Source organism: Sporosarcina sp. ANT_H38, from assembly GCF_008369195.1.
Lineage (GTDB): Bacteria > Bacillota > Bacilli > Bacillales_A > Planococcaceae > Sporosarcina.
Genome location: NZ_VOBC01000001.1, coordinates 271152 through 297047 on the forward strand (window position 1 = coordinate 271152; position 25896 = coordinate 297047).

The 25896-nt window shown below is 37.7% G+C and carries 22 protein-coding genes and 2 riboswitches; of the genes, 15 read left to right on the forward strand and 7 right to left on the reverse strand.

Translation table 11 applies throughout. From position 1 onward, the window contains the following. The first annotated feature begins 2 nt into the window (after positions 1–2). The 9 genes from ribH (at position 3) to FQ087_RS01475 (ending at position 10248) form a co-directional block, all read left to right on the forward strand. Positions 3–473 (forward strand): 6,7-dimethyl-8-ribityllumazine synthase, encoded by a 471-nt coding sequence (gene ribH, locus FQ087_RS01440; RefSeq protein WP_149578786.1) that lies wholly within the window; start codon positions 3–5, stop codon positions 471–473. A 526-nt stretch (positions 474–999) separates the two neighbouring features. Continuing rightward, complete coding sequence (locus FQ087_RS01445; RefSeq protein ID WP_149578787.1) at positions 1000–1338, forward strand: ASCH domain-containing protein; 339 nt, start codon at positions 1000–1002, stop codon at positions 1336–1338. Between the two features lie 8 nt (positions 1339–1346). After that, positions 1347–1790 (forward strand): hypothetical protein, encoded by a 444-nt coding sequence (locus tag FQ087_RS01450; RefSeq protein WP_149578788.1) that lies wholly within the window; start codon positions 1347–1349, stop codon positions 1788–1790. A 125-nt stretch (positions 1791–1915) separates the two neighbouring features. Further along, positions 1916–2077 (forward strand): hypothetical protein, encoded by a 162-nt coding sequence (locus tag FQ087_RS22285; RefSeq protein ID WP_188006606.1) that lies wholly within the window; start codon positions 1916–1918, stop codon positions 2075–2077. A gap of 217 nt (positions 2078–2294) precedes the next feature. After that, entirely contained in the window at positions 2295–3761 is a 1467-nt protein-coding gene (locus FQ087_RS01455; protein WP_149578789.1) for an amidase family protein, read from the forward strand. An 891-nt stretch (positions 3762–4652) separates the two neighbouring features. After that, a riboswitch (cyclic di-GMP riboswitch) is annotated at positions 4653–4738 on the forward strand. A 109-nt stretch (positions 4739–4847) separates the two neighbouring features. Beyond that, complete coding sequence (locus tag FQ087_RS01460; protein ID WP_149578790.1) at positions 4848–6587, forward strand: methyl-accepting chemotaxis protein; 1740 nt, start codon at positions 4848–4850, stop codon at positions 6585–6587. Next, positions 6587–7339: an SDR family NAD(P)-dependent oxidoreductase gene (locus tag FQ087_RS01465; RefSeq protein WP_149578791.1), complete on the forward strand. Its 753-nt coding sequence runs from the start codon at positions 6587–6589 to the stop codon at positions 7337–7339. The genes FQ087_RS01460 and FQ087_RS01465 overlap by 1 nt, the downstream gene beginning before the upstream one ends. A 27-nt stretch (positions 7340–7366) precedes the next feature. Next, positions 7367–8878: a sodium:solute symporter family protein gene (locus FQ087_RS01470; RefSeq protein WP_255452258.1), complete on the forward strand. Its 1512-nt coding sequence runs from the start codon at positions 7367–7369 to the stop codon at positions 8876–8878. Positions 8879–9396: 518 nt separating this feature from the next. Then, a complete protein-coding gene (locus FQ087_RS01475; protein ID WP_149578793.1) occupies positions 9397–10248 on the forward strand; it encodes a GNAT family N-acetyltransferase in 852 nt (283 codons plus the stop codon). 825 nt (positions 10249–11073) lie between these two features. On the opposite strand, the gene FQ087_RS01485 is transcribed toward FQ087_RS01475, so the two are convergent. Further along, positions 11074–12240, reverse strand: a complete 1167-nt coding sequence (locus FQ087_RS01485) for a pyridoxal phosphate-dependent aminotransferase (protein ID WP_149578794.1) — start codon at positions 12238–12240, stop codon at positions 11074–11076. 164 nt (positions 12241–12404) lie between these two features. Next, positions 12405–12515, forward strand: a riboswitch (SAM riboswitch). A 106-nt stretch (positions 12516–12621) separates the two neighbouring features. Between FQ087_RS01485 and FQ087_RS01490 the strand changes: the two genes are divergently transcribed. Genes FQ087_RS01490 through FQ087_RS01500 form a run of 3 tightly spaced genes read left to right on the forward strand, consistent with a single transcriptional unit; the run spans position 12622 to position 15126 of the window. Continuing rightward, positions 12622–13635, forward strand: coding sequence for a methionine ABC transporter ATP-binding protein (locus tag FQ087_RS01490; protein WP_149578795.1), 1014 nt, complete (start codon positions 12622–12624; stop codon positions 13633–13635). Next, positions 13625–14296, forward strand: coding sequence for a methionine ABC transporter permease (locus FQ087_RS01495; RefSeq protein WP_149578796.1), 672 nt, complete (start codon positions 13625–13627; stop codon positions 14294–14296). Before FQ087_RS01490 ends, FQ087_RS01495 begins: the two co-directional genes overlap by 11 nt. A 17-nt stretch (positions 14297–14313) precedes the next feature. Continuing rightward, entirely contained in the window at positions 14314–15126 is an 813-nt protein-coding gene (locus FQ087_RS01500; RefSeq protein ID WP_149580707.1) for a MetQ/NlpA family ABC transporter substrate-binding protein, read from the forward strand. Between the two features lie 88 nt (positions 15127–15214). On the opposite strand, the gene pepF is transcribed toward FQ087_RS01500, so the two are convergent. From pepF to FQ087_RS01515, 3 genes are all read right to left on the reverse strand, one after another. Then, a complete protein-coding gene (gene pepF / locus FQ087_RS01505) occupies positions 15215–17047 on the reverse strand; it encodes an oligoendopeptidase F (RefSeq protein WP_149578797.1) in 1833 nt (610 codons plus the stop codon). Positions 17048–17868: 821 nt separating this feature from the next. Next, positions 17869–18762 carry a manganese catalase family protein gene (locus FQ087_RS01510; RefSeq protein ID WP_149578798.1) on the reverse strand — a complete coding sequence of 298 codons (894 nt, stop codon included), beginning with the start codon at positions 18760–18762 and terminating at the stop codon, positions 17869–17871. Between the two features lie 33 nt (positions 18763–18795). Next, positions 18796–19017, reverse strand: a complete 222-nt coding sequence (locus FQ087_RS01515; protein ID WP_149578799.1) for a YuzF family protein — start codon at positions 19015–19017, stop codon at positions 18796–18798. Between the two features lie 826 nt (positions 19018–19843). Here FQ087_RS01515 and FQ087_RS01520 point away from each other — a divergent pair. Next, on the forward strand, positions 19844–20470 hold the full coding sequence (locus FQ087_RS01520) for a LysE family transporter (RefSeq protein WP_149578800.1): 627 nt from the start codon (positions 19844–19846) through the stop codon (positions 20468–20470). Positions 20471–20621: 151 nt separating this feature from the next. Continuing rightward, positions 20622–21854 carry an MFS transporter gene (locus FQ087_RS01525; RefSeq protein WP_149578801.1) on the forward strand — a complete coding sequence of 411 codons (1233 nt, stop codon included), beginning with the start codon at positions 20622–20624 and terminating at the stop codon, positions 21852–21854. A gap of 770 nt (positions 21855–22624) precedes the next feature. On the opposite strand, the gene FQ087_RS01530 is transcribed toward FQ087_RS01525, so the two are convergent. Both FQ087_RS01530 and FQ087_RS01535 read right to left on the reverse strand, forming a co-directional pair. Further along, entirely contained in the window at positions 22625–23038 is a 414-nt protein-coding gene (locus FQ087_RS01530; protein ID WP_149578802.1) for a nucleotidyltransferase domain-containing protein, read from the reverse strand. Positions 23039–23808: 770 nt separating this feature from the next. Further along, positions 23809–24114 carry a hypothetical protein gene (locus tag FQ087_RS01535; protein WP_149578803.1) on the reverse strand — a complete coding sequence of 102 codons (306 nt, stop codon included), beginning with the start codon at positions 24112–24114 and terminating at the stop codon, positions 23809–23811. Between the two features lie 823 nt (positions 24115–24937). Here FQ087_RS01535 and FQ087_RS01540 point away from each other — a divergent pair. Beyond that, complete coding sequence (locus FQ087_RS01540) at positions 24938–25309, forward strand: DUF4181 domain-containing protein (RefSeq protein WP_149578804.1); 372 nt, start codon at positions 24938–24940, stop codon at positions 25307–25309. 87 nt (positions 25310–25396) lie between these two features. On the opposite strand, the gene FQ087_RS01545 is transcribed toward FQ087_RS01540, so the two are convergent. After that, on the reverse strand, positions 25397–25840 hold the full coding sequence (locus FQ087_RS01545; protein ID WP_149578805.1) for a hypothetical protein: 444 nt from the start codon (positions 25838–25840) through the stop codon (positions 25397–25399). Positions 25841–25896 lie beyond the last annotated feature (56 nt).

The window sequence follows — 25896 nt, forward strand, 5'->3', positions numbered from 1 at the left end:
AAATGAGTACAATTTATGAAGGACATTTAGTAGGGACAGGGCTTAAAGTTGGAATCGTTGTTGCGAGGTTTAATGAATTTATCACAGGGAAATTGCTAGGTGGAGCAGAAGATGCATTGCGTCGCCATGGCGTTGCTGAAGATGATATCGCAGTTGCTTGGGTTCCGGGTGCCTATGAAATTCCACTAATCGCGAAGAAAATGGCGGCTTCAGGTAAGTATGATGCTGTTATTACACTAGGCACTGTCATCCGCGGTGCAACTCCACACTTCGATTACGTCTGCAGTGAAGTAGCAAAAGGTGTTGCTGCTATTAATCTGCAAGAAGGCATTCCGGTCATCTTTGGTGTCTTGACGACAGATACGATTGAACAGGCGATTGAACGTGCAGGAACGAAAGCGGGCAATAAAGGATGGGATGCAGGAAACGCAGCGATTGAGATGGCGAATTTGTTGAAACAGTTTTCGGAATAAAACATAGAGAAAAGCATGACCACACTCTGCATTCGGAGTGTGGTCATGCTTTTTTGGTCTTATAAGCCTGATCAGTTTTATTCGCATATTGCACATATCAACCGGAAGTGTAAAAAATCTACGATAAATGATACAGCTTGATAAGATTGCATTCGTAGATCGCACAAGAGATGAATTTGATTTTTGTGATATTGTCGTTTGCGAATTAGAATTAATTTATCAAGTTAAAAAAAGTGTTGGGTGTAAACGATGAATTATAAAATGTAACAAGTGAGAAGGAGTAGTGCAGAGTGTTACGCTGCTTCGTAAGAGATAAATATTGGGCGGGTTTAGAACGAAAGGTTTATTAAAAAGTAAGATGATGTATAAGTCATTTAAATTAGAAAATTTTCAAATTGTGACCGATGCGTGTCGAGATGAGCGCATCGGTTTTGTTGTGTGAAAAACTGCATGCGGAAATGTCGCAAAAATGGCCGGAAATCGTTATGATTAGGTAGAGAACAATAGATGAAATGGAGCGATTTACATGACTGAATTTCCTGAAAAAACGTGTTCAATTGAACGTCTGGTGACGATACCAGCAGACGTAGAAAAAGTACTAAACGATCAGAAAACAGCTACACGCCGCAATGGTGTTTACGCGTATCCTGGAGAAATTATGGTGCTAGATGGCAAAGAGTTTACAATTGATGCACTTTACGTACAATCGCTTGGCGATTTGACAGACGAACATGCACAGCAAGAAGGCTATGCAGATTTAGAAGCTTACAAACAATCGATGATGTCAATGCATGCACATGCGAAAATGCCATGGCTTCCTGCAATGAAAGTTTGGGTGCATGAATATAGCGCAGTAGAGAAATGATGTTTTGAATGAAATCAGGTATCTATGGCGCGATTGTCTTTTTGCATGTTAGTAGTGCTATCCTTGCCATAGGTCCATTGTTTCTATTGATGCCGATTATAAAGCGATTGCGTGACGTTGAAACAAGTATTGAGCAAGCCTACTTGTCCATTATCAAAGTCATCATTCGCTTAGTCATGCATGCAGGACATGTTCTCGTCTACACCGGTGTCCTTCTATTGGTATTTGGACCTTGGCCATGGTATACGTCATGGATACTCATGACACTTGTCATTTTGCTGTTATCTGGCTTTTTTCTCGCAAGGGGATTTACGATTGTACTACGGAAGTTTAAAAATCCCGATGCTGATAAAAATAAGATACTTGATCGTTTAAATAATACTTCGTGGCTTTATATTGGTCTTATGCTGATTATGCTCTGGCTTATGGTTCAAAAGCCGATGCTTTGGTAGATAACCAGTGATTTATAGAAAAGATGTGCATCTTATCGGTGCACATCTTTTTTGGTTTTTAAGGAAATCATAAATTTATTAGGTTATGAATCGATTTACTAAAGGTGTTTCGACAGTAATAGACATTGATTAATTATTATAGTCTATTTACTTTGAATGCAGATACTTATCTTTCGATCAGACACTTTGAGCTAGTTGGTGTAGAAGGTGCGAATTATCATAATCAAATTGACAGCTATTTGAATGAGCTACTTGCCATTGCTGTTCCAGAAGCAGTTATGGAATAAGTTTCGTGTCAATCAATGCTGTTAATTGAATAGGGAAGAACGGTCAGCCAAATTAATAATGGCTGACTTTTTTTATGGAGTGAAATAGGCCTTGAGTAAAATCGGTGTTATGTTCTCCTTTGTGTAAACTATATAAAACCCAGTTAAAAAGGGGATTGTTGATTTGTGTAGAATTATACTTATAAATGGAAATACTGAAGTGTTTAAGGAGGACTATATGGACATTAAGTTTAACAATTGTTTAAAAGAAGAATTAACGATTAATGATATACAAGCAGCTATGGAAAATGGAGAAGTTACTTCAAAAGAGTTGGTTATGTATTACTTACACAGAATCGCAAAGTATGACCAAGACGGTCCGAAAATAAATTCTATTCTTGAAATAAATCCAGACGCCATTTTTATTGCTGAAGCATTAGATTATGAAAGGAAATTAAAGGGAGCTAGAGGTCCTTTGCACGGTATTCCCATTGTTCTTAAAGACAATATTGAAACGAATGATTCAATGCATACGAGTGCAGGAACACTCGCATTAGAGAATCATATTAGTAGTCAAGATGCATTCCTTGTTGAAAAGCTACGTAAAGCAGGTGCAGTTTTATTAGGCAAAGCTAACATGACAGAACTAGCTAATGGAATGTCGAATACAATGTGGGCAGGTTATAGTGCTAGAGGTGGGCAAGTATTAAATCCATATGGTGATGCTGAACTTTTTGTTGGTGGATCAAGCTCGGGCTCAGCTGTTGCAGTTGCTGCAAATTTTTCGGTATTGTCTGTTGGTACTGAAACGGATGCTTCTATTCTAAGCCCTGCAGTTACTAACGCTGTGGTAGGTATAAAACCTACAGTTGGATTGATTAGCCGTTCTGGCATAATACCTTTCACATATTCTCAAGATACGCCAGGGCCAATGGCGAGAACCGTGACGGACGCATCCATTTTATTAGGAGCTCTAGTAGGTGTTGATAAGCGCGACCCAGCTACCCATAAATGTGAAGGGATGCTTCAACAGGACTATTCGATTTTTTTGGATTCTACGGGTTTAAAAGGCGCTAAAATTGGTGTGTTCAAAAATGCTTCTAAAGAGGTTTACGATTCTGAAGAATACGATGATGTATTATTTAAAAATGCAATTCAGACCTTAAGTGAAGCAGGTGCTTTGGTCAATGAGGATATAGAAATTCCTTTTTTTAATAGGGATTGGAAAAGGATGGTACTAATATCTGAGATGAAACATAGCTTAGAAAATTATCTTTCGAAACTCCCCTCACATTTACCTGTACATTCTATAGCTGAATTGATTCAGTTTAATAAGAGTAATGCAGATAGAGCTTTGAAATACGGACAGAATAAGTTGGAAGAAATGGTGGGACTACCTAACACGTTAAGGAATCCTGAATACTTGAATGCAAAACTGGATGATCTATACTTTTCTAAGATGGGAATTGATCTTGCGTTAAAAAAGTATGACCTTGATGCAATTCTTTTCCCTGCATATATAGGCTCGACTATTTGTGCCAAAGCTGGGTATCCATCTATAGCTCTACCTGCTGGTTACAAGGAAAGTGGAAGGCCATTTGGTATAACTTTTGCTGGCCCCGCTTTTAGTGAAGGGATATTAATCAAGTTTGCTTATGCTTTTGAACAAACTACAAATCATCGAAGAAGTCCGAAGTTATTATAGAAAAAGACAACTGTCCTTCATCCGTCGCGCTCCAAATGCATAAGTACACAGAGTGCTGAAGGTTTTTTGGACGAAAGAATAGCTGGATCTGGCTTCTTACCTGGAGAAAAGCCGCCAAAGATGCAATTTTTGCGGCTAATGCTTTCTCTATGGTTTTTTCTCATTTATTTTAAAGTAGTGTCACTTTCTAATAGGCAACACAAGCTTAGATACATAAACTTTACCAAAAGCAAGTAAGGATCGCATTGTGCAACGTGCAAGAGTGCCCGAAACTGCATCTTCGGGCAGTTACACTCTTCATAGAATGTCATCCATTCTTTTCTTCCGAAACAACCGCATTTTTCACTTGAATATTGTAGGAACGCGACAGGCAACGATTCGCAACAGGATTACTAAGGAGGAATGAACTACAATTCCTTCTTAACTCTGTCATGAATAGTTAGTCGAAAGCGGTCCGAAAATAGTCCAGTGAAAATGGAGGTTATCAAGCCCTTCTAACCAGTATTTTATGCGAATATATGGTTAGTCAACAGACATGGCCTTTAATAATGATAAAGAGAAATAAAACACCTTTTTTATGTGTTATAAATTTATCCGAAAAGTAAGTGTTTGACACCAATTGAGTTTTACTATTTGAAAGACAGCAATTATATGATGAGTTGGTGATGCTTTCGAAAAATGGCTTTTCAATTTAAATATTTTCTTCGGAGATATCAGTCAACTGAGTTGTATTTTCTTCTGGTTAAAAAGACACTAATCGTTATCACTTAGTCATGACTATATAAGTGTGGAGATGTTTTTTTACTAGTACATTAAGGGTTGACGTTAAGTTAAACTATGAAACTATTGGCACTTTCTATTGCCATCTATTAGACTATGTGGTATATTTTTTGAGGTTATAGGCAAACTTATTGAAAAATAGGGACGCAAAGCTACAGGTCTAAAGTAATTATTACTATGACGGCTGGGTTGCTCAAGAAATACTAGTTAATACTCTAGTTTTTTTTATTTGCCTATTTCATTTTGAAATAGGTTTTTTATATGTTAAAGATAGAAACAAAAATTTAAGAGGGGGAAATAATAATTATGCGATTTTTCAAGAATATGTCACTAAAATATAAACTTTTACTGACAGTGTCTATCATTGTTTTCGCACTTTTTGCGGTACTAACAACACAAAGTGTTACTCAATTGAATAGTCAGTTGGAGAATGACCTTGAACAAGAATTAAAAAGTGTTGGTTTATTGACAGCCAAGAACCTCGATCCTGGGGAAGTGGAGGGATTATTGAATGTTCAAGGGGAAGATGAACAGCAATTTTTAGAAATGCAAAGTACCTTGGATGATATAAGGGATGAACAAGGTATTATGTTTTGGAGCTACATTTGGGAAATCGAGGATAGTGGTGTCACACCTATCGGCTATACAGATAACCTGAATGATGCGTATGAGGCGGGGGAATTGTTTACTGATCTTGCACCTGTCCATATAGAAACTGCTAAGCTTGCGATTAAAAATGATCAATCAGAAGTAACGAGTATTTTTGTAGACACATATGGTTCATGGCGAACCGTTTTCAGTCCCCTCAAAGATGAAAAAGGAAATACGATTGCAGTGTTAGGTATCGATTACTCTGCAGATTATATTGATACTATCATCAAAAAAAGCGTCACAAAACAGATTGTTATTGCGGTAATCGGTATTTTAATCTTACTGGTTTTGCTTTATTGGACAATTGATCGACTTCTTTTGCCGCTTAAAAAAGTAGTCCTTGTCGCAGACCAAGTGGCAAATGGAGAATTGAAAGATGTTAATCTCCAGATTACAAATGATGAGGTTGGACAACTTTCACAATCGATTAAAACGATGGTTTCAAATTTGCAACACGTCATTCTGAATATTAGAAACACATCTGACCACGTTGCTTCATCAGCCAATCAGCTAACTATAAATGCTGCAGAGTCATACAATAGTTCGACAGAGGTTTCAAGAGAGATGAAGAATATCGCTCAAAATGCTGAAACTTCCCTGATAATGACTGAAGAAACAGCTGCTGCAATGGAAGAAACAGCGGGCGGCATACAGCAGATTGCTGATTCAGCCAACACGGCTTCTGAATCATCCCTAACTGCCTCACTTGCTGCTGAACAAGGAAATAAGGTTGTCCAACAGGTGATTGCTCAAATGCAATTAATTAATACATCTGTTGAGCAGATTGAGGAAACTATTAATGGGTTACATGCTAATTCTAATAAAATCAGCGACATTGTGAACATTATTACCGCTATAGCAGAGCAAACAAATTTGTTAGCATTAAACGCTGCTATTGAAGCGGCAAGAGCTGGTGAGCATGGTAAAGGCTTTGCTGTCGTTGCAGATGAAGTAAGGAGATTAGCTGAACAATCATCTCAGTCGGCTAAAGAGATATTCCAACTAATTAATATGATTCAAACAGATTCTAACGCTTCTGTAACCGTGATGGAAAAAGGAAAAGAAGACGTAAAAGTGGGAATGGATTATACGAATGAAGTAGGTCAGATATTCAAAAGGATCGTACAATCTGCAGATGAAGTGGCGGATCAAATCCGAGAAATTTCTGCAGCCTCTCAAGAAATTTCTGCATCTTCAGAAGAGGTTGTAGCATCTGTAAATAATATCAAGAAAACGTCTCAACAATCTACCGAGTTTTCATTTAATGTCTCACAATCTACACAAGAACAATTAGTATCTATGCAGGAAGTGAAGGAAGCGTCTGTTTCTTTAGGACAGACTGCTGAGAAATTACAATCCTTAATTACAAATTTTAAATTGGAGAGTGAAGACTGATGGATTTAAAGCTTAAAGGTAAAAATGTCCTCATAACGGGTTCGAGTATGGGGATAGGGAGAGCGATTGCTTTAGGATTTGCTGAACAAGGGGCAAATATTTTAATAAACTATATTGGTAGTGATCAAGAGGCGGAAAAAGTGCTTCTACAGGCGAAGGAATATGGTGTAAATGTCGTAAAGTACCGTGCGGATGTATCTGATTCTCAACAAGTGCGGGATATGTTTCTTTACATGGACAACCATCTAGGCACAATTGATATTCTTGTAAATAATGCTGGATTTGCACAGAATGCTCCTATTACAGAATTGACAGATGAGCAGTGGGACAAAATGATAAAAGTACATCTTTATGGAAACTTTTATAATTGCCGAGAAGCTGCGAAGAGAATGAAGGAAAAAAATAAAGGTAAGATTATTAATATCTCTTCAGAGTTAGCAAGTTTAGGGTGTGAAGAATTTACCCATTATTCAGCTGCAAAAGGCGGTATTAATGCATTTACGAAATCCTTGGCAAGAGAGTTGGCACCTAACATATTAGTCAATGCGGTAGCACCTAGTGGAACACATACTGCAATCCTACAAGCGTTCGGCGAAAATTATATCGTAGAAGAGGCGGCTAAATATCCTTTAAAGCGATTGGCTCAACCTGAGGAAATCGCTAATACTGTGTTATTTTTAGCTTCAGCAAATGCGGATTTTTATACAGGTCAAATACTAACTCCAAACGGTGGAGTAGTTATGAACGGATAAAAAGATAGATGAGGAGCACTTGAATTGATGAATATCGTTGTATTTTGTGTGTATTTAGTTTTTATTTATTATATTGGTTATAAGGGATATAAGCGCGTTAAAACTGCTGAAGATTTAATTGTGGCGGGCTGGAGTATGCCATTATCAGTTGTAACGGGGAGTTTAATTGCCGCGTTATTAGCAGCTCCGTTCTTTTTTGCAGCTGTAGGCTCGGGTTATACAAGTGGAGGCTTTGAAGGGTCTGCAACAATGGGTGGCCTAGGTACTTGTATGATTTTAGGGGCATTAATCTGGACTAAACCTCTAAGAAGATTAAGAGGATGGACATTAGCAGACTACTATGGATTGAGATATGGTAGTAAAAAATTAGGAGCATATACGGGAATAGTGATGGCCGTAGCATTTGGGGTTTTCAATGCCGCAGCTTTAACTGTTGGGGGAACTTATATTATCCAACAACTTTTCCAAATCGATTTTCTTCCTGCCGCGCTGTTATTTGTTTCGTTAACGGCAATCTATTCCGTTATAGGTGGCTTATGGGCAGTTGCTTATACAGAAATAGTTCAAGGTGCATTAGCGGTTGCCGGAATCCTTGGGATAACGATATTTGTTTTATTCTATTATCCCGATGTTACATTTAACCCTGATTGGTGGAATATAAGCGAATTAGTTAGTAGAGGTGGAGTTGAATTCTGGACTCTCTATTTAGTTTTAGCACTTGGTGATATTCCAGCAGTGGACTTAGGTCAGCGTGTTGCTGCGGCAAAAAGTCCGCGTGTAGCACAGCTCAGTATGATTATTGCAGGTTCAGTAATCATCGCTATTAGTTGGATACCTGGAATGTTAGGGGAAGCTTTTAGATCTATTTACCCAAACAGTTCCAATCCTGAAACACTGATGCTTACGTTTGCACAAGGCTACTTCCCACCTATTTTATCTGCTATCTTTTTAACAGCGATGGCAGCTATGGGTATGTCAACTGTCGCGGCTTGTTATGTAGCAACCTCAGGGATTGTTACGAAAAACATTTATTTAGATTTCATTAATCCGAATCCTGATCCGAAAAAGTTATTATTTTTTTCCAGAATGGTGATTCTTGCGAGCGCCTTACTAGGCTTAATTCTAGCGTTAAGTGCTCAAAAAGTTATTGATTTAGCTTACCTAGCATGGGATGTTGTATTTGTTACATTGTTCTGGCCAATCGTTTTAGGCCCATTTTGGAAGCGGGTCAGTACTCCCGCAGTATGGGCAAGTATATCTGTTGGACTAGTTTATTATATTATTACGTCACTTACTCACGTTCCTGGACCAAAAATTCAATCAGATGGGTTTTTGGGCTTGTTGGGCGAATTGTGGTTAGCGCCTGTTTTCTCAGGTGTGATTATTTCTGGGGTTACAATTATCGTAATAAGTCTTTTAATCCCACCTACTCAACACGTTCTTGACATGCATGAAATCGAGAAAAATAAAGAACTTGATTACGTAGGAAGTAAAGAAGAATTAGAAACGTTGAATAGTTCGAAACAGACATCTATCTGAGTTAAAACCAGGACATGCTTAATTGCATGTCCTGGTTTTTTGAATCTAGTTTCCACATCTGTTCAACCATTATATCTTTGCTTAATAGTGATCTCAGGCGTTGAAAATTTCATATCGTAACTAGTGGGCCAAATTATGATAAGGCATTGCAACAAACGTCAAGTCCTGCAAATAATAATGATTGTAAGTGAGGACGAAGTCTATGATTAGAGGATGCCGTTGGAACCCCTCGTACATCGTGTTAACAGTCCTGCAATGACTCCCGACAATTCTGTGTGCCTTGTTCGTACAGGCCGCATTCCTGGTGATTAAAGAGAGGATTAGGAGCCGATTCATCAATTGATATTTTTGGACAGAAGTCAGGCCTCTGTTCAGCTCACTTTGGCGTTTAATGTAATTGAGGAAATTTTTCCGATAACCAATAGATTTCAATAGCATCACAGTATATAGGATAAATGTGGTAGAATTGTTATAATATTTCGGTGATTATTATTATTTTATCAAAGGGGCTGTGGGGGATGGAATTTAGATATTATCAAGATGTGCAAAAATTTGCTGAGAAAGCAGAACCGGTTCTAAGTAAAGGGGAAGACGTTTACAGCCTTTTTTTTGGTGTGTTGCAGGCAATTAAAGCAGGTCGATACGATAATCCATTTATGGCAACAATTGAAGAGGAGGGGCAGGTGCTAGCCTTATTTCAAATGACACCTCCACATCCATTGAACCTAATTTTCACGGATAACAATCGTCTGGAAGAATGTATGGATTTGTTAATAAGAAACCTATTGGAGCTTGAAATTGAATTGAATTCCATCATTAGCTTAAAACCATGGGCATACCTTTTTAGCGAGAAGTGGAAAGTGAATACAGGTAAGACTCATCAATTGATGATGGACCAAGGATTGTATAGATTGGATAAAATAAATGAAACACTCGAACATAGTCCTGGTTCCTGGCGTTTTGCAGATACGGAAGATTGTCCACTTATCGAAAAGTGGTTCAATTTGTTTGAAGAAGATGCAGGACTTCCTCAAACAGTTGGGGAAGATGTGAAAAAACGAGTTGCATCATTTGTAGCCGAACAGGAAGTGTTTTTGTGGGAGCATGAAGGCAATGTAGTTTCAATGATGAAAAAATCTCGACCGACGGATCATGGCGTAACTGTTTCCTTGGTGTTTACACCAAAGAAAGAACGAAAGAAGGGCTATGCCCGGACGATGGTAGCGGCTGGAACAAATGAACTTCTAAAAAAATATGATTTTTGTATGCTTTATACTGATCTAATGAATCCTACAGCAAATAAAATCTACCAAGAGGTTGGCTACAAGCGAATTGCAGATTCGGTACAACTTGGGTTTAGTATGAAGTGAAAAAGGATTGGTATCAATTGAGGATTGTAAAACAATAGTACCAGAGTGCCTGAAATTGTATCTTCGGGCTCTTACAATTTCTATAGAAATTCATCTATTCTTTTTTATCAAAGTAGCTGGATTTTTACTTAATCATTGTAGGAACGCGACAGGCAACTAGTCAAAAATGCCCCTCTAGGAAGGGGTAAATTGCAATTCCTCCTTAAACCTATCATGACTATTTCACCGAGAGCGAGCCGGAAATAGTCCAGTGAAAATGGAGGTTATCAAGCCCTTTTTACCAGTATTTTATGTGAATAAATGGTTAATCAACAGACGTGCTCTTTTACAGTTATTTTCACCGTTCTAAGTAATTTCCATATACTAATATGAATTACTTAGAAAGGGGAATGTGTCTTGTATTTCAATCAGGATGGAGACGACTATAACCAACAGGGCTTTCGGCGCCAACAAGACTATTTTGGACCACCACCATTTGGACCACCACCAATGGGAGGAGTTCCAATGGGTCCTCCGCCTGGCTTTTCGCCACCAATACCTGCGTGGCAAGTTGGTTCGAATGGGATAAGAAATTGTTTATACAAAAACACTTATATATGGGTGAGAAATGGTAATAGCTTTTGGTTCTTTCCAACATTTGTAGGGAGACAATTGGTTATAGGGTTGCGCTGGAGTAGAAGACGTGGCTGGATCCATCATGCAATTAATCGAAACGATATTCGCTCTTTCCAATGTTTTTAATGAAAAAAGAATAGTTAACTCAAAAGAGCCAGGAGTAGTAAACTCCTGGCTCTTTTGATATGAAATCCAACTTTAATTATTTTATCATGAAAATAGAGCGAGTTTTTCAATCCGAGCAACTGCTTCTTTTAAGCGCTCTTCATTTTCCAATAGGCCTACACGTACATACCCTTCACCATGCTTACCGAAAGCATGACCCGGTGCTACAGCAATGTCTGCTTTGTCCAACAGTAATTTTGTGAAAGATTCACTTGTATACCCTTCTGGAACGGGTAGCCAAGCGAAGAAAGACGCAGTAGGCGCGATGACATCCCAACCGATTTGTTTACATTCGGAAATTAAAACATTACGGCGGCTTTCGTAAAGTGAGACAAGCTCATCAACACAGTCCTGGCTTCCAGATAATGCCTCAACTGCTGCGCGCTGAATTGCTGGGAATATATCTATGAATAAATGGTCTTGTAATAAGCTGATTGCTTCAATGATACCTGCATTCCCGATGGCAAAACCAACTCGCCAACCTGCCATATTATACGTTTTTGATAATGTGTACAATTCAATTCCAACATCTTTTGCACCTTCTGCTTGCAGGAAACTGACGGGTTTCACACCGTCAAAACCGATTCCACCGTAAGCAAAGTCATGCAGAATTGCAATATCATTAGCTTTTGCCAAAGCAATCGTTTCTTCGAAAAATGGTAGCGTGGCTGTTGCGCTCGTTGGGTTATTTGGATAGTTTAAATACATTAATTTTGCTTGCTTTTTTTGTTCATCGGAGAGAGTAGAATAATCAGGTAAAAAATCATTATCTGCAAGTAATGGCATTAAATCATATTTAATATTCGCCAAGCTTATACTCGATAAATAATCAGGATAGCCCGGATCCGGCAATAAGAGTAATTCGCCTTCGTTCATAATCGCAAGGGGTAATTCGACCAATCCAGGTTTTGTTCCAAATAGAATAGCCACTTCTGTTTTAGGGTCAATATGAACATCGTATTCTCGTTTATAAAAGTCAGCAACGGCCTGTTTTAATTCGGGGGTCCCTCTGAAAGGGGAGTATCCATGTGTTGCTGGATCTTCAACGGCCTCTTGAAGTGCTTTTACAATATGTGGAGGTGTCGGTTGATCGGGATTTCCTCGCCCCAAGTTTATAACATCTCGTCCTTCAGAAAGTGCTTCTTGAACATTTCGAACAAGTGATGTGAAAAAGTGTGGGGGTAAGTTCTTGAGTCTATTGGATAGTGTCATGTAATAACCTCTCTTCTATGTACTCACATTCTTTATTTTATTGTCAGTATACATGGAATGAAATGAAAATGATAATAATTTTTATATGTCAGAACATATTATGTTGACAATCTACTTGGGACATACTATTATAAAGTTTATCAATCAAAATAATTACATAATGGTACTTATCAAGAGAGACTGAGGGATAGGCCCGATGACGTCCAGCAACCCCTTGCGTAATGTAAGGAAGGTGCTAACTCCTACAGAGTGAACTTCATTCTGAAAGATGAGCTGAAACCTTTTTATTTTTCGGTGCTTCTTTCATTTATGAGAGAAGCATTTTTATATGGTCAGACATCTGAGATTTCGTACTTCTATTTATAGAAAGAGGAGAATTGCATGATTCAAATTCAAAACGTGTCAAAAGTATACAAAACAAAAGAAAGAATCGTGACTGGTGTTGATAATGTTTCACTAGACATTAACACGGGAGAAATTTTCGGAATCGTAGGTTACTCAGGTGCAGGGAAGAGTTCTCTTATCCGTTGTCTAAATTTGTTGGAAAAACCAACGAGCGGAACGATTTTAGTAGATGGATTAAATTTGATGAAGTTACGGGGTAATAATCTCCGTCAGGCACGTTTGAAAATAGGAATGATTTTTCAACACTTTTATTTAATCAGCCAAAAGACTGTATATGAAAATATTGCATTTGCTTTACGGGCGGCAAAAACACCTACCAATAAAATTAGCAGCCGGGTAACGGACTTACTAGAAATGGTCGGCCTATCTGATAAACGGGATGTCTATCCTGCACAGTTGAGTGGTGGTCAGAAGCAGCGGGTAGGTATTGCCCGAGCACTAGCAAATAATCCTTCAGTATTACTGTGTGATGAGGCAACCTCTGCATTAGATCCGAATACGACGCTATCTATTTTAAGATTGTTGAAGAAAATCAATAAAGAATTGCAGATTACAATCGTTTTGATAACGCATGAGATGAATGTTGTTAAAGAAATCTGTGATCGTATGGCAATTATGCAAGACGGAAAAGTGATTGAAGAAGGTCAAGTATATGACATATTTTCAAATCCTCAAGAAGAATTGACGAAAGAATTTATCAGCAGTGTCGTGTCATTTGATGTGCCGACAATGATTTTGAGTAAGTGCACGGGTAGACTTGTCAAAGTCATGTTTAAAGGTGATGTTGCGGGCGAGGGAATAATCTCAGATACAGTGCAGCAATTTGCAATACAAGGTAATTTCCTACACGGCTCAATCGAATATATTCAAGAAAGACCTCTCGGTACTTTCTTGATGGAATTAAAAGGAGAGGATGACGAAATAGAAAAGGCAATTGCCTATATGTCATCACGAGCTGCTCAAGTGGAGGTAATTAACAATGGGAATTGATGGTCAACACATTATGGAGTTAATGCCTGATATTACAAAAGCATTTGGAGAAACGCTGTATATGATAAGTATTTCTCTCGTTATCGCACTTGTTATTGGGCTTCCATTAGGAATATTACTATTCATTACCGATAAAGGATTATTTTTAGAAAATCGAGCATTGAACTCAGTTTTCGGTTTTATCGTCAATATGGTCCGTTCTGTTCCATTTATTATTTTACTTGTCGCGTTAATCCCGTTGACTAAATTAATTGTAGGAACTCCGATAGGACCGGCTGCGGCTAGTGTTTCGCTATCTGTTGCATCCATTCCCTTTTTCGCAAGAATTGTGGAGACATCACTAAGAGAGATTGATAAAGGGGTCATAGAAGCTGCAATCGCTGTTGGTGCAACTCCGTGGATGATTATCAAAGATGTACTATTGCCTGAAGCAAAGACAAGCATTATTCAAGGCGTGACACTTACAGTTATTAGTTTAGTTGCCTATTCAGCTATGGCTGGTGTTGTTGGTGGTGGGGGAATCGGAGATTTAGCAATTCGATTCGGTTACTACCGTTACGACAATACAATAATGGTAGTAACTGTGGTGATATTAATCGTATTAGTACAACTGATTCAATTTGCGGGAGACCGTATTTCAAAAGTAATCGATAAAAGATGATGGGGAGAGAAAAAATGATGAAAAAGTTTCTACTAGTTGTATTAGTACTCGTACTTGGAACCGCACTTGCTGCTTGTGGTGGCAAAGAAAAAGCTACAGATGAGAAATCCTTGAAAATCGGTGCAACCGCTGGTCCATATAGTGATATGTTGAAAAAGGCAATTATTCCTGGACTTGAAGAAAAGGGATATAAAGTTGAACTAATTGAATTTAGCGATTATATCCAGCCGAATAACGCACTTGCAAGTGGCGATATTGATGCAAACTTGTTCCAAAACACGACTTATTTAGAGAATGTCGTTAAAGAAACGAAAGCAGAATTATCACCACTGATTATCGTTCCGACAGCTCCAATGGGCATTTACTCCAATAAATTCAAGACAATTGAAGATATTGAAGATGGTGCAAAGATTACTCTTCCAAACGATCCTGTAAATGGAGCCCGCGCACTACTAGTGTTACAGGATGAAGGTCTTATTGAATTTGATCCGAATGCAGAAGTACTAAAGGTATCTGAAAAAGATGTAACAATGAATAAGAAGAACTTGGTGTTCCAGCCAATTGAAGCAGGTCAACTTCCACGTTCAGTTGATGGTACTGATTTAGCGGCAGTTCCTGGAAACTTTGCCTTAGCTGCAAGTATGAATTTATTAGATGCGCTAGTACTAGAGGACATGCTTGATATATACAGAAACGTGGTTGCAGTAAAAACGGAAAACATTGATAAGCAATTTGCAAAAGATATTATTGAAATAGTTGAATCAGCAGAATTTGAAAAAATGATTGATTCGGATTTTGAAGGCTTTGGCAAACCTGAATGGATGAAATAAAATTTTATAAGTAAGTCAGTTGTTCATCATATATAGCAACTGCAAAAAGCTGACGAGACCATTACGGTTTCGTCAGCTTTATTTGTCCTTATCGTGAAACGTTTGCCGTTTCGTTTGCTTCAATTTCTTCTGTCAACACAACTAGCTGATCAATCAAATTACCGATGTAAGCAATTGTGTCACGCAATGGTTTGTCTGTAGTGATATCAACACCCGCCATTTTTGAAAGTTCAGCAGGAGATTTTGTTCCGCCAGCTTTCAAAACTTCCAACCATTCATCGACAGCAGGCTGACCTTCATCTAGGACACGTTTTGATACCTGAGTGGAGATAGTGAGTCCTGCACTGTATGTGTATGGATACAAGCCCATATAGTAGTGAGGCTGGCGCATCCATGTAAGCTCAGCACCTTCATTAATCTCGACATCTTCTCCCCAGAACTCTTCAAGAACGCCGCGTTTCAAGTTGTTCAATACACCGGCATTGACACTTCCACCTGCGTCAATTCTTTCGTAGACTTTGCGCTGGTAGGCAGCTTCTAGTAAGTGCGTTACGAAGTTATGATAGTACGTACGAGCCACGATGGATGAAATGACCCAGCGTTTGAATTTTGGGTCATCCGAGTTTGAAAGCAAGTGGTTAGCCACGAGCATTTCATTCATCGTTGAAGGTGCTTCAATGAAGTATAGAGAAGGGCGTGCATTGAATACGTTTTGCTCTCGGTTTGCATTGTAGAAATGACCCGCATGGCCTAATTCATGAGCCAACACAAATACATCTTCCATGCTGCCTGTCCATGAAATAAGGATATAGGGATGGTTTCCATAAGGGCTAGAGCAGAATGCACCTGTAGATTTCCCTTTGTTCTGAGCGAAATCTATCCATCTTTCTTTATATGACCGATCTACCATATTCATGTAATCGTCACCCATAATAGCAAGGGCATCATCAATATATTTCTTAGATTCATCTACCGTGATTTTCGGTTCATAAGTTGGGTCAAGAGGGATTTTCAAATCGGCAAATGTCATTTTATCAAGTCCATGTACTTTTTGCAGAAGTTTCGCGTATTTACGCATATGGGGCGCAAGTTCTTTTGTGATCAAATCAATTTGACGGTCATACATAGATTTCTCGACTTCTTGATTGAACAATAAGTAATCAAAAATCGTGTCGTAACCGCGTAGATCAGCAGTTGTTTTTTCAGTTTGCAGATGCATGTCGTACGTTTTTGCAGTCGTATGCTGATAGTCTTTTAATTTTGAAGAAAATGCATCAAATGCAGCGCGACGCTTGTCCGTATCCGCTTCCGATTCCCAATCGCCTTCAAAAGACACATAGCTTAACGGATATTTTTTGCCGTCGACTTCAAAATCATCAAATGCCATGTCAACCATTTTTGTCGTGTTATACAAGCCGTAAGGACCGCTGAATGTAGATGAGAATGCTGCTAATGTCTTTTCAACTTCGGGATGCAGTTGATGATCTTTTTTGCGAATCAATTTCTCTAAGTAATTTTTGAATTCATCAGATTGTTGCATTGCATCTTCCAAAACATCTACGGGTAACTCAGAAAGTTCACTGTTGACGAATGAAAGCTTGCTGTTTATTTTTGCGGCAGTTGAACCAAACTTGCTTGAACGCATTTGTGCTTCGTCATCCGTTTGGTCTGTACTTGATGACAAACTCGTATACGTGCCTACAGGAACAATTTTTTCATAAATAGCCGCATAGCCATCTAATGCTTCAATTATAGATTGAGCATCTTTAATGTTACCATTGAATTTTTCAGCATATGCATCGACTTCATTTTCTAATTCTATTACTGCGGCATTGTACGCGTCCTCAGTTGTGAATAGGTCTTGCAGATTCCATGTTTCTTCAGTCTTTACTTCTGAACGCAGCGGTAAACTTTTGACCAATCTAATCTCTCCCTTTTATTACGGATGTCGAACTAAATAATAGTATATAGTAGAATGGATACTATTTGCAAGTTTCAGATAACGTTGGTGTGAAAGGAGTTGAAGGCGATTTTTTAAGACTTCTTCCAAAACAGAGCATTTATAGGTTGACCGTATCGTCAAATGACACCACATACTCAGCACACAGTAATTCAACCTCATAAATTAATCGCAAATTATACTAGATAAGTTCGGCGGGTTATTTCACATATTGATTTAGCTATTAACACACCTGTTGATTAACAATTTTTTGCATAATGCACTGGTGAGAAAGGCTTGAAAAACTCCATTTTCACTGGACCATTTCCGGTCCGCTGACGGCGAAATATTCACGACAAATTTAAGGAGGAATTGTAGTTCATTCCTCCTTGGTCATCCTGTTGCGAATAGTTGCCTGGTCGCATTCCTACACATCTAGACTTCTCGGTAATAGTAAAGAGGTCGTTCTATCTAAAGCAACCCAAAGGCAACTGCACACGTAGCGCCTAGTGTTTGATTAACTCAATTACTGTTCAATTTTGGTTATTTAAAATGATGGATGACAAACTAAGACAATACAATATAATTCAATGGGTTATTCGGAGGTCTGCTTTCGGTGGATCTTTTATTTTTGGATACATTAAACGTGGAGTTTGGATGGATTAACACTGATTCAATCGGAGCGTTCTAAGCTGTGTTAATTGCGGTAGTTCCATTTTCACTTCTTGTGTATGGCATGTATATAAATACTTATGCGCTGACTGAAAAAGCAAAGAATCCATTTTTAAACGAACAAATTTTTGTTACATATCTGACAACAACCGCCTTGCAATTTGCTCATATTCATCTCTACCGATACCGGGTGCAAACTCTTCAGGAATATCTTCAAAATCAGGAATTGTATAACCTTTTGGCATACCTTCTTTTACAATAAGCATTTCACCACTACTTGGATTGGTCCCTTTCCATATCTGGCGTATGTCTTTATATTCTCCGGTATCATTCCAAGTAAATAACACATTACCGTATCCTAGATCTTCATATTTTCTTGCAGTATCAAAGACACGATTATCTAAATTAGGTATTGGTAGCATTTTTGTTAAATCAGTGCCAGTGGCCATTTCTATCGCTTTTGCATAGGCAAGTATATGTGTACCTCCCCGAACAAGTAAATAACCAATCATTTCCCTTGCCGTGGGATGGTCAGTCATTTCATATACTCGCATTTTATGCGTCCTTGCTCCGCATTCAAGAAAGAAGTTATGCAATAGGTCAAGTACTAGGTTTCCGCTGGAAAACACATAGTCTCCTCGCCATGGATTGCCCATGGAGTCTCCAGGCATCGATGTTTGCGCTGTTGCTATGAAGGCATACGTATTCCGTTTGTTTATAGCGTCTTGTAAAGGTGTTAAGTTAGGATCTGCTGTAAAAGAAGAACCTTTGCCCACTATATTTATCGTGTTAGAAACCAGTTCTACGTGGCCGAACTCCTCAGCAGTAATACTTGCAACTAAATCATAGAAGGGTTTGAGCTTGCCTTTCTGCCTAAAATTAAATGATTGGTACATATAGTTATTAAGTGTAGACATTTCTCCAAACTTTCCACCCAACAGTTCCTGAACCGCAGAAGCTGCATTAGCATCCCCGTATTCTGGGATTGGAAGATCAATTGGTAATTTATTTACACGTTTGATCAATTGATTCACTCCCTACAATTGAATTTTGGGAAATCATGAAAGTGTAACCCATATGATTTCCTGTATTCGAACGTAAAATGGCGTGTTACTCACTTCAATTACAACATGATCAGGCATGACTGTTAGTAGTGAACCTTGTATTGGATTTTTCGTCGTTTGAATAACAACATTTTTTAACCTGAAGCTTAGTAAGGTTTGATAGAAGTAGGGGTCAAATACACTTACCATTTTGACTTCTGATTGTTCTCCGTTCATGCTTTTCCCACCTTTCTTCAGAATCCACCTAGTGTATGGGAGAAAGCGAAACTTTATGAATGCGAGAATCTGCATGCATCACTATTAATAAATTTAAAGTACATGTCTCTTGATTAACCATATATTTGCATAAAATACTGGTGAATAAATAGTGCTTGGGAAAATCTATTTTTACTGGATCATTTTCGGACCGCTTTCAGCTAACTATTCATGACAAATTCAAGAGGGAATTGCAATTTATTCCTCCCCAGAGGGGTCCTATTGTGGCTAGAAGTGACGAAGTCACTTCTAGCCACACTTTTTTCAGTAATACAGTTGCGAATAGTTGCCTGTCACGTTCCTTGCTTATTTTTAGCAAAGAACATGGAATGCCCTATAGAAATTAACACTTCTTTAAAATAAATAAGAAAAAACCATAGAGAAAGCATCTGCCGCCAAAATTGCATCTTTGGCGGCTTTTCTCCAGGTAAGAAGCCAGCTATTCTTTCGTTCCAAAAATCTTAAGTACTCTGTGTACTTAAGATTTTGGAGCGTGACGGATGAAGGACAACCATACGATTACCGAAAAAAGTGTGTAGGGATGTGACAAAGTCACATCCCTACACACCCAGACATCTCAGTAATCGTACTAGAAGTCATTCAATCCAAGCGATCCAAAAGCGCAAGTGGCCAGGGGGATGATTAAGTTATTTACTGGTTACCTTTGGCTAATCAACAGACGTGTTTAAAGTAGAAAGTAGCAACGTAATTTCTTCATTAGATAGTTGTACAGGGCAGTCCCTCCGAATAAGATGCATAGACATCATTTAAAAGGAGGGCCATATCTATGGATTCAATATTTATCTATATCATTTTAGGTGTATCCTTAGCTGCACCAATTGGACCTGTAAAGACCGTCCTATTAAACACGGGTATTAAAAATGGTTTTTTTCATGCCTGGTTTTTTAGTCTAGGAGCTTTAGCAACCGACATTATGTATATGTTCATGGTTTATTTTGGAATTGGACAATTTATTGATTCGCCTTTACTAAAAACAATCCTCTGGTCTTTCGGTTGTTTTGTTCTTTTGTATACGGGTATAGAAAATTTACTTTCACTAAATAAAATTGAAATGAACTTAAAAAACGGGAAAAGAGACCGACTTAGAAAGTCAATTTTATCTGGCTTTTTCATGTCATTGTTTAATCCACTTACCATCCTTTTTTGGATTGGGATATATGGTTCTATCCTTGCGAAAACAGCTGGAGTCTCTACAGGCTATCAAATCATCTTAAATAGTATTGCTATATTACTTGGAATTATGTTAGTAGATTTTGTAATGGCCTTTCTATCCAGTGGAGCTCGTAAACTATTGTCCAACAAACTTTTAAAAATGGTCACCATTATTTCAACCATTTCTATGATTGGATTTGGAATCTACTTTGGCATTCAGGCATTTCAAGCACTATTTTAATAAGCTATCCAAAGGGCTCATAAGTATGTCTTAACATTTTACATAAGTACTGTTTTTAAAACACTGAAAATAAACATGTAACGCATAAAATGAACACACAGGGAAATCATACCTTTATTAGTCAAAAAACAAGATTAGTCGAGGTGTGGTAATGGGAAAAAGTACTGATCAAGTAAGCGTATGGTGCATTGTAAGTATGGCTTCAATTCCTCTTATCATGACGTTAGGAAATTCCATGCTTATTCCAGTGCTCCCGATACTAGAAGAAAAGGTCGGGATCACCTCATTTCAGTCGAGCATGATCATTACAAGCTATTCAGTTGCGGCTATTTTTCTTATACCAGTAGCGGGCTATTTATCAGACCGCTTTGGTAGGAAAATGGTGATATTACCGAGTTTAATCTTCGCTTTAATTGGTGGTCTGATTGCCGGGTTTGCTTCATGGAAATTGGAGGATCCATACACAATGATTATCGTTGGTAGGATCCTGCAGGGAATAGGGGCAGCTGGGGCAATGCCAATCATTTTGCCACTTGTGGGTGACCTTTATCAAGATGATGATGAAAAAATGAGTTCTTGTTTAGGAATTATTGAAACATCGAACACGTTTGGAAAAGTGTTAAGTCCAATCTTAGGTTCAATATTTGCAGCTATTTTATGGTTCCTTCCATTCTTCTCCATTTCAGTGCTCAGTTTAATTGCTATTGCACTTATCTTTTTCTTTGTTAAAGTCCCGAAAGAAAAAGATGAACCAGTGAGTTTTAAGGAGTTTTTAAGTAACACTAAAAAAGTGTTTAAGGTAGAAGGTAAATGGTTATATACCGTATTCCTTAATGGGGTCCTTGTTATGTTGATATTATTCAGTATGTTATTCTTTTTATCAGAAAACCTTGAAAAAGTTCATCATATAGAAGGCATTAAGAAAGGTTTTGTTTTGGCCATTCCGCTATTATTACTTTGTATTGCTTCGTTTATCTCCGGTCGAAAAATCAAAGGCAATGCAAAGACGATTAAAAAGATAATGATTATTTGCTTGATCGCAATGTCCGCAAGCGTTGTTTTCGTAGGCTTTACAAGTGAAAAACTGGTCCTTCTGTTAGTTGTCACGAGCATAGTAGGCATTGCAATTGGCGCATTATTGCCTGCACTTGATGCTATTATTACAGAAAACATAAAAAAAGAGTTAAGGGGCACAGTTTCTTCTTTTTATAGCTCGGCGAGATTTGTCGGTGTTGCAGCAGGCCCACCTATTATGTCACTCGCTATGAAAAACTTTCTTAATGTCAGCTATATTACAGCAGGTATATTGGGGATTATCCTATTGTTCGTCGTCATTAAGTTCATCAAAGTCGAGGAAATTGAAAAAATGAATAAAATAGCGTGAAAAAAGCTAGTCGGTGGTCATGAAGGATAGGAAGGTTTACATGACCAGGAACATATCAAGTAGGGGAGCATGATGTTGCTAGAGCGTAACCTTGATTTACAGTCGCAGTGTTATATTGCTTGAAAATTCCTTTGGACCTGAGTGGATTCAGGTGGCAAATATAATTGGAGTACAATACGAAGAAGAATTATAATAGAAATAACAGCCACCAACTCGATTGAGGGGGTGGCTGTTCTTAGCTAAAAGTCGTGCATCTATCCACTTTTTTATAGTCCCTCAATACAAACCCCAGAAATGCCCTCAATCACGCGACCACTTAAGATTTAAGCCTGACCGCTGAGCTATCAGTCTTATGGCTTCAATTACCCATTTTAATGCGTTATTCGTAAATTCTGGCCACACTCATTGGGGAGGAATTGCAGTTCATTCTTCCTTTGGCATTCCATTGTGGTTAGTCGCCTGTTGCCTCCCTATAGATTAAGATATTTCGGTATTGGTTTAGGAACCGTTCAACCCTAAGTGGTCAATAAGTAATAGTACTCGGGACGCTAACGGGTTCGGTTGATGAGGAGAGAAATGCTTAAAATGTAAATAACGCCCTAATTAGCATAGCTTCAAATAACAAGTTAGCAGGTTAAATGGCAAGTGAAAACGCTCAGTTTTGGTTTGCTTTTTTATAAATCTTATTGAATGAAAACCTCCGTTTGTTGAATAAGAGGAATGACGTTTCCTTCAAAATTGCGCCAGATAACTGATGAATGATTTCACAATTAATTTAAAAACTTTACTACACTGGAAAATGTATCTTCCTTTTCAACTAGGACTTTAAAGCCTGTTGTAACAACACTTTTTGTTCTTTCATCAAGTGGTTCTATTACCCACTTGTCTGTCACAACTCCATATTCCACCTCTAATTCATTATCATAAATAATTCTTAAGAATGTAACAATACCCCAATCTTCATGTGTAATGCTCTTAATGGTGCCGTAATAAAAATCATTTTGGATAGTAATTACTGTAAGGTCTTTGTTTGTTGAAATAATGGTTAAATCAACGTCTGATTTTGAATGAAAATCACCTCGTGCAAATGAACCCAATATTCCAACACCCTTTATATGGTTTTGGTTATTAGACCACTCTTTGAAATTAATGAAAAATTCAATTGCTCTCTCTTTTAGATTCAATAGTAATCCCCCTTGAAATCATTTCACGTTCTGCTAACTAAATTCTTATTCAATAATATAGTCCGATCGAAATGTAGTCCTTATATACCGATTTCGCCTTATAAAATAATAAGTTATTAGTCTATTGTGAGTTATATTTTTTTCCATTTAAACTTTTAAATAAAAACATTCCGTTTAATCAAATACATAGGTTACAGCAATCACAGTGATAGCAAATACAATTTCAGATGATGAATGAGGTGTATAATTCAACGAACTAAACCAAATTAATTTAAGAAATAAAGCAATCCCTCAAATTGCAAATAGTACTGACAATAATAACTTTGAAAAAATCCCTCTTTATCCATCTATCTATATTAAACTAAATGGTCCGTTTGTAGAATATAGATTAATCTAAATTCTTTCACAATCTATATTTAGATTACCATAAAAACTCCAATTTTCTCCAAGAAATAAGTTCACGAACTACTTATGGTATATTAATTCGTAGCGCTTTTAGCGTAAGTGTTAACATCATCGCAAAAATTAATGTGGTGTCTTGAATTAGTGTGCGTATTGATGTCCTAATTAGTTTGTTAAATCCATTAAAGCTTTGATGTAACAACGAAAAAAGGAGACACCAATTCATATGCGAATTATGTCCCCCTATTGAGTTGTTACTCAATGTTTTCTCTCCATCAACCGAACCCGTTACGGGACGCCTAGTGTTTTATTAAATTGTTTCCTGGTTAATGTTGGTTAATTTACATTAGTGACTTAAACAGTTAGCGTTAATTTTTCTTTCTTGAAAGACGTTCGATTTCATCTGTTAGGATAAAGGCAAGATCATCATTGCCGAAGAGTTGCAGGACATCAAGCATTGTTTCGTTATCAATGTCGATTTCTTCTTCGTATTTTGCTTCTTCAATTATTTTTTTCATAGTCACATTTTCTTGTTGGTCTGGGTATGCGCGGCTATATAACTCATGCGGATTCACTTCATTATTAGCACACCATTGTACAAACAAACGAATCATCAGTTGTTCATCCTGCTGATATTTTTGAATGACTTGTTCATCAATGCTTTTAAATTCCATGTTAGTTAGCTCCTTTTAAGTGCTCTTCTCATAAGTATATACGAAATGTGAGACTTCTAAGTGATATAAACAAGGAACAGTGATTTATTAATGAATGTTAGTGTATATATGTTGAACAAAAGAATTCCATTGAAGTCGCAACGGCGTTAGGGCCCTTCACTCAGTTATATCGGTATACATATTTTCAATAGCACATCTGTTAACAAAAGTAACCAGTAAATAACTTGATTAGCCCCCTGAGTTCTACTTATATAGTCGAACGCTTTGGATTGAATGACTTCTTTCGGTAATCGTATGGCTGTCATTCATCCGTCGTGCTCCAAATGCATAAGTACACAGAGGCTGAAGATTTTTTGGACGAAAGAATAGCTGGCTTTTTACCGGGAGAAAAGCCGTCAAAGATGCAATTTTGGCGGCTGATGCTTTCTCTATGGTTTTTTCTAACTAATTTAAAAAAAGTGTCACTGTCTATAAGGCATCACAAGCTTAGATGCATACTCTTTACTAAAAGTAAGCGTACAACGTGCAAGAGTGCCCGGAATTGTATCTTCGGGCACTCATGATTTCTATAGAAAGTCATCTATTCGTTTCTTCTAAAGCAACTGCATTTTTCACTTAAACATTGTAGGAATGCGATAGGCAACTAGCCACACATGCCCCTCGGTAAATATGTCGTGATTATTTTGCCGAAAGCGAGCCGGAAATGGTCCAGTAAAAATGGAAGTTATCAAACCCTTCTCACTAGTATTTTGTATGAATAAATGGCTAATCAACAGACGTGATTCAATAGATCGTTCATTTCACGAAAGAGGTGTATGGAGTCATGAAAGAAATAATTATTATTGGTATTGTGTTAATTATTGCTGGGTGGTTGGGAGAGCGAGTTCTGAAAAGGAAGCTAAATATAACAAAGAAGACGAATACTATGGACGATCGGGCAAAAAAAATACAATTTTTCGCGTTAGGGATACTTATGATGGGCTGTATCATTGGCTCTGTGACTCTAGTTACTGAGAATGAAAGTTTTAACATGTTTTATATTATGGTGCCTTATTTCATCGTAGTATCTATGGTGAGAGGATTTATGGATTGGAAATTCAACCAGCCATCAAAGCAATGGATTCTACAAATCTATGCAGTATTTCTGTATTGCATATTAATGATAGCTATTTTTTGGATTGATCTACTTAAATAAAAGATATCAAATACGCGAGAGTATTTAACTACATAAAGTTAAAAAGGACAAGAATAGGAGAACTCCCTTGTCCTCATGTAAGATTATTTAAATTTTATTGCTGATGATAAATTGAACAATCCAATCCACGTCGATTGGACCATCAACGACTTCGTAATAGAGTGAAGAGTTTTGGATGATTAGATCTTCATTTACAACAATGCTAAAATTGTTTCCATTTTTATCTGTTAAATTAATTTTGAACTGATCAATATTATCGACTCTATTGATTTTATTAGGCTTTAATTTCCGGACGTGATAATCTTGAAGAAATTCAAGTAAGCTTTCAATTTCGGACGCATCATCGACATTCCAAATTTTTGGGGCGGCCCCTGAAAGTGATGGTTCCGAAAAAGTCAGTAAACTAAACGGAGATTCCGTGACGCCAAGAACCTTCGTAACCTCTTTCTTATCATAGCCTAGGAAAAGTTGGATCATTGCATATGTGCCCATAATCATAACAGCAATCAATAATAATGCCCTTATTTTCATGTTCTATTCCTCCTATAATTCATTTCTTTAGTATACGCGGATGAAGATGTAGGAAA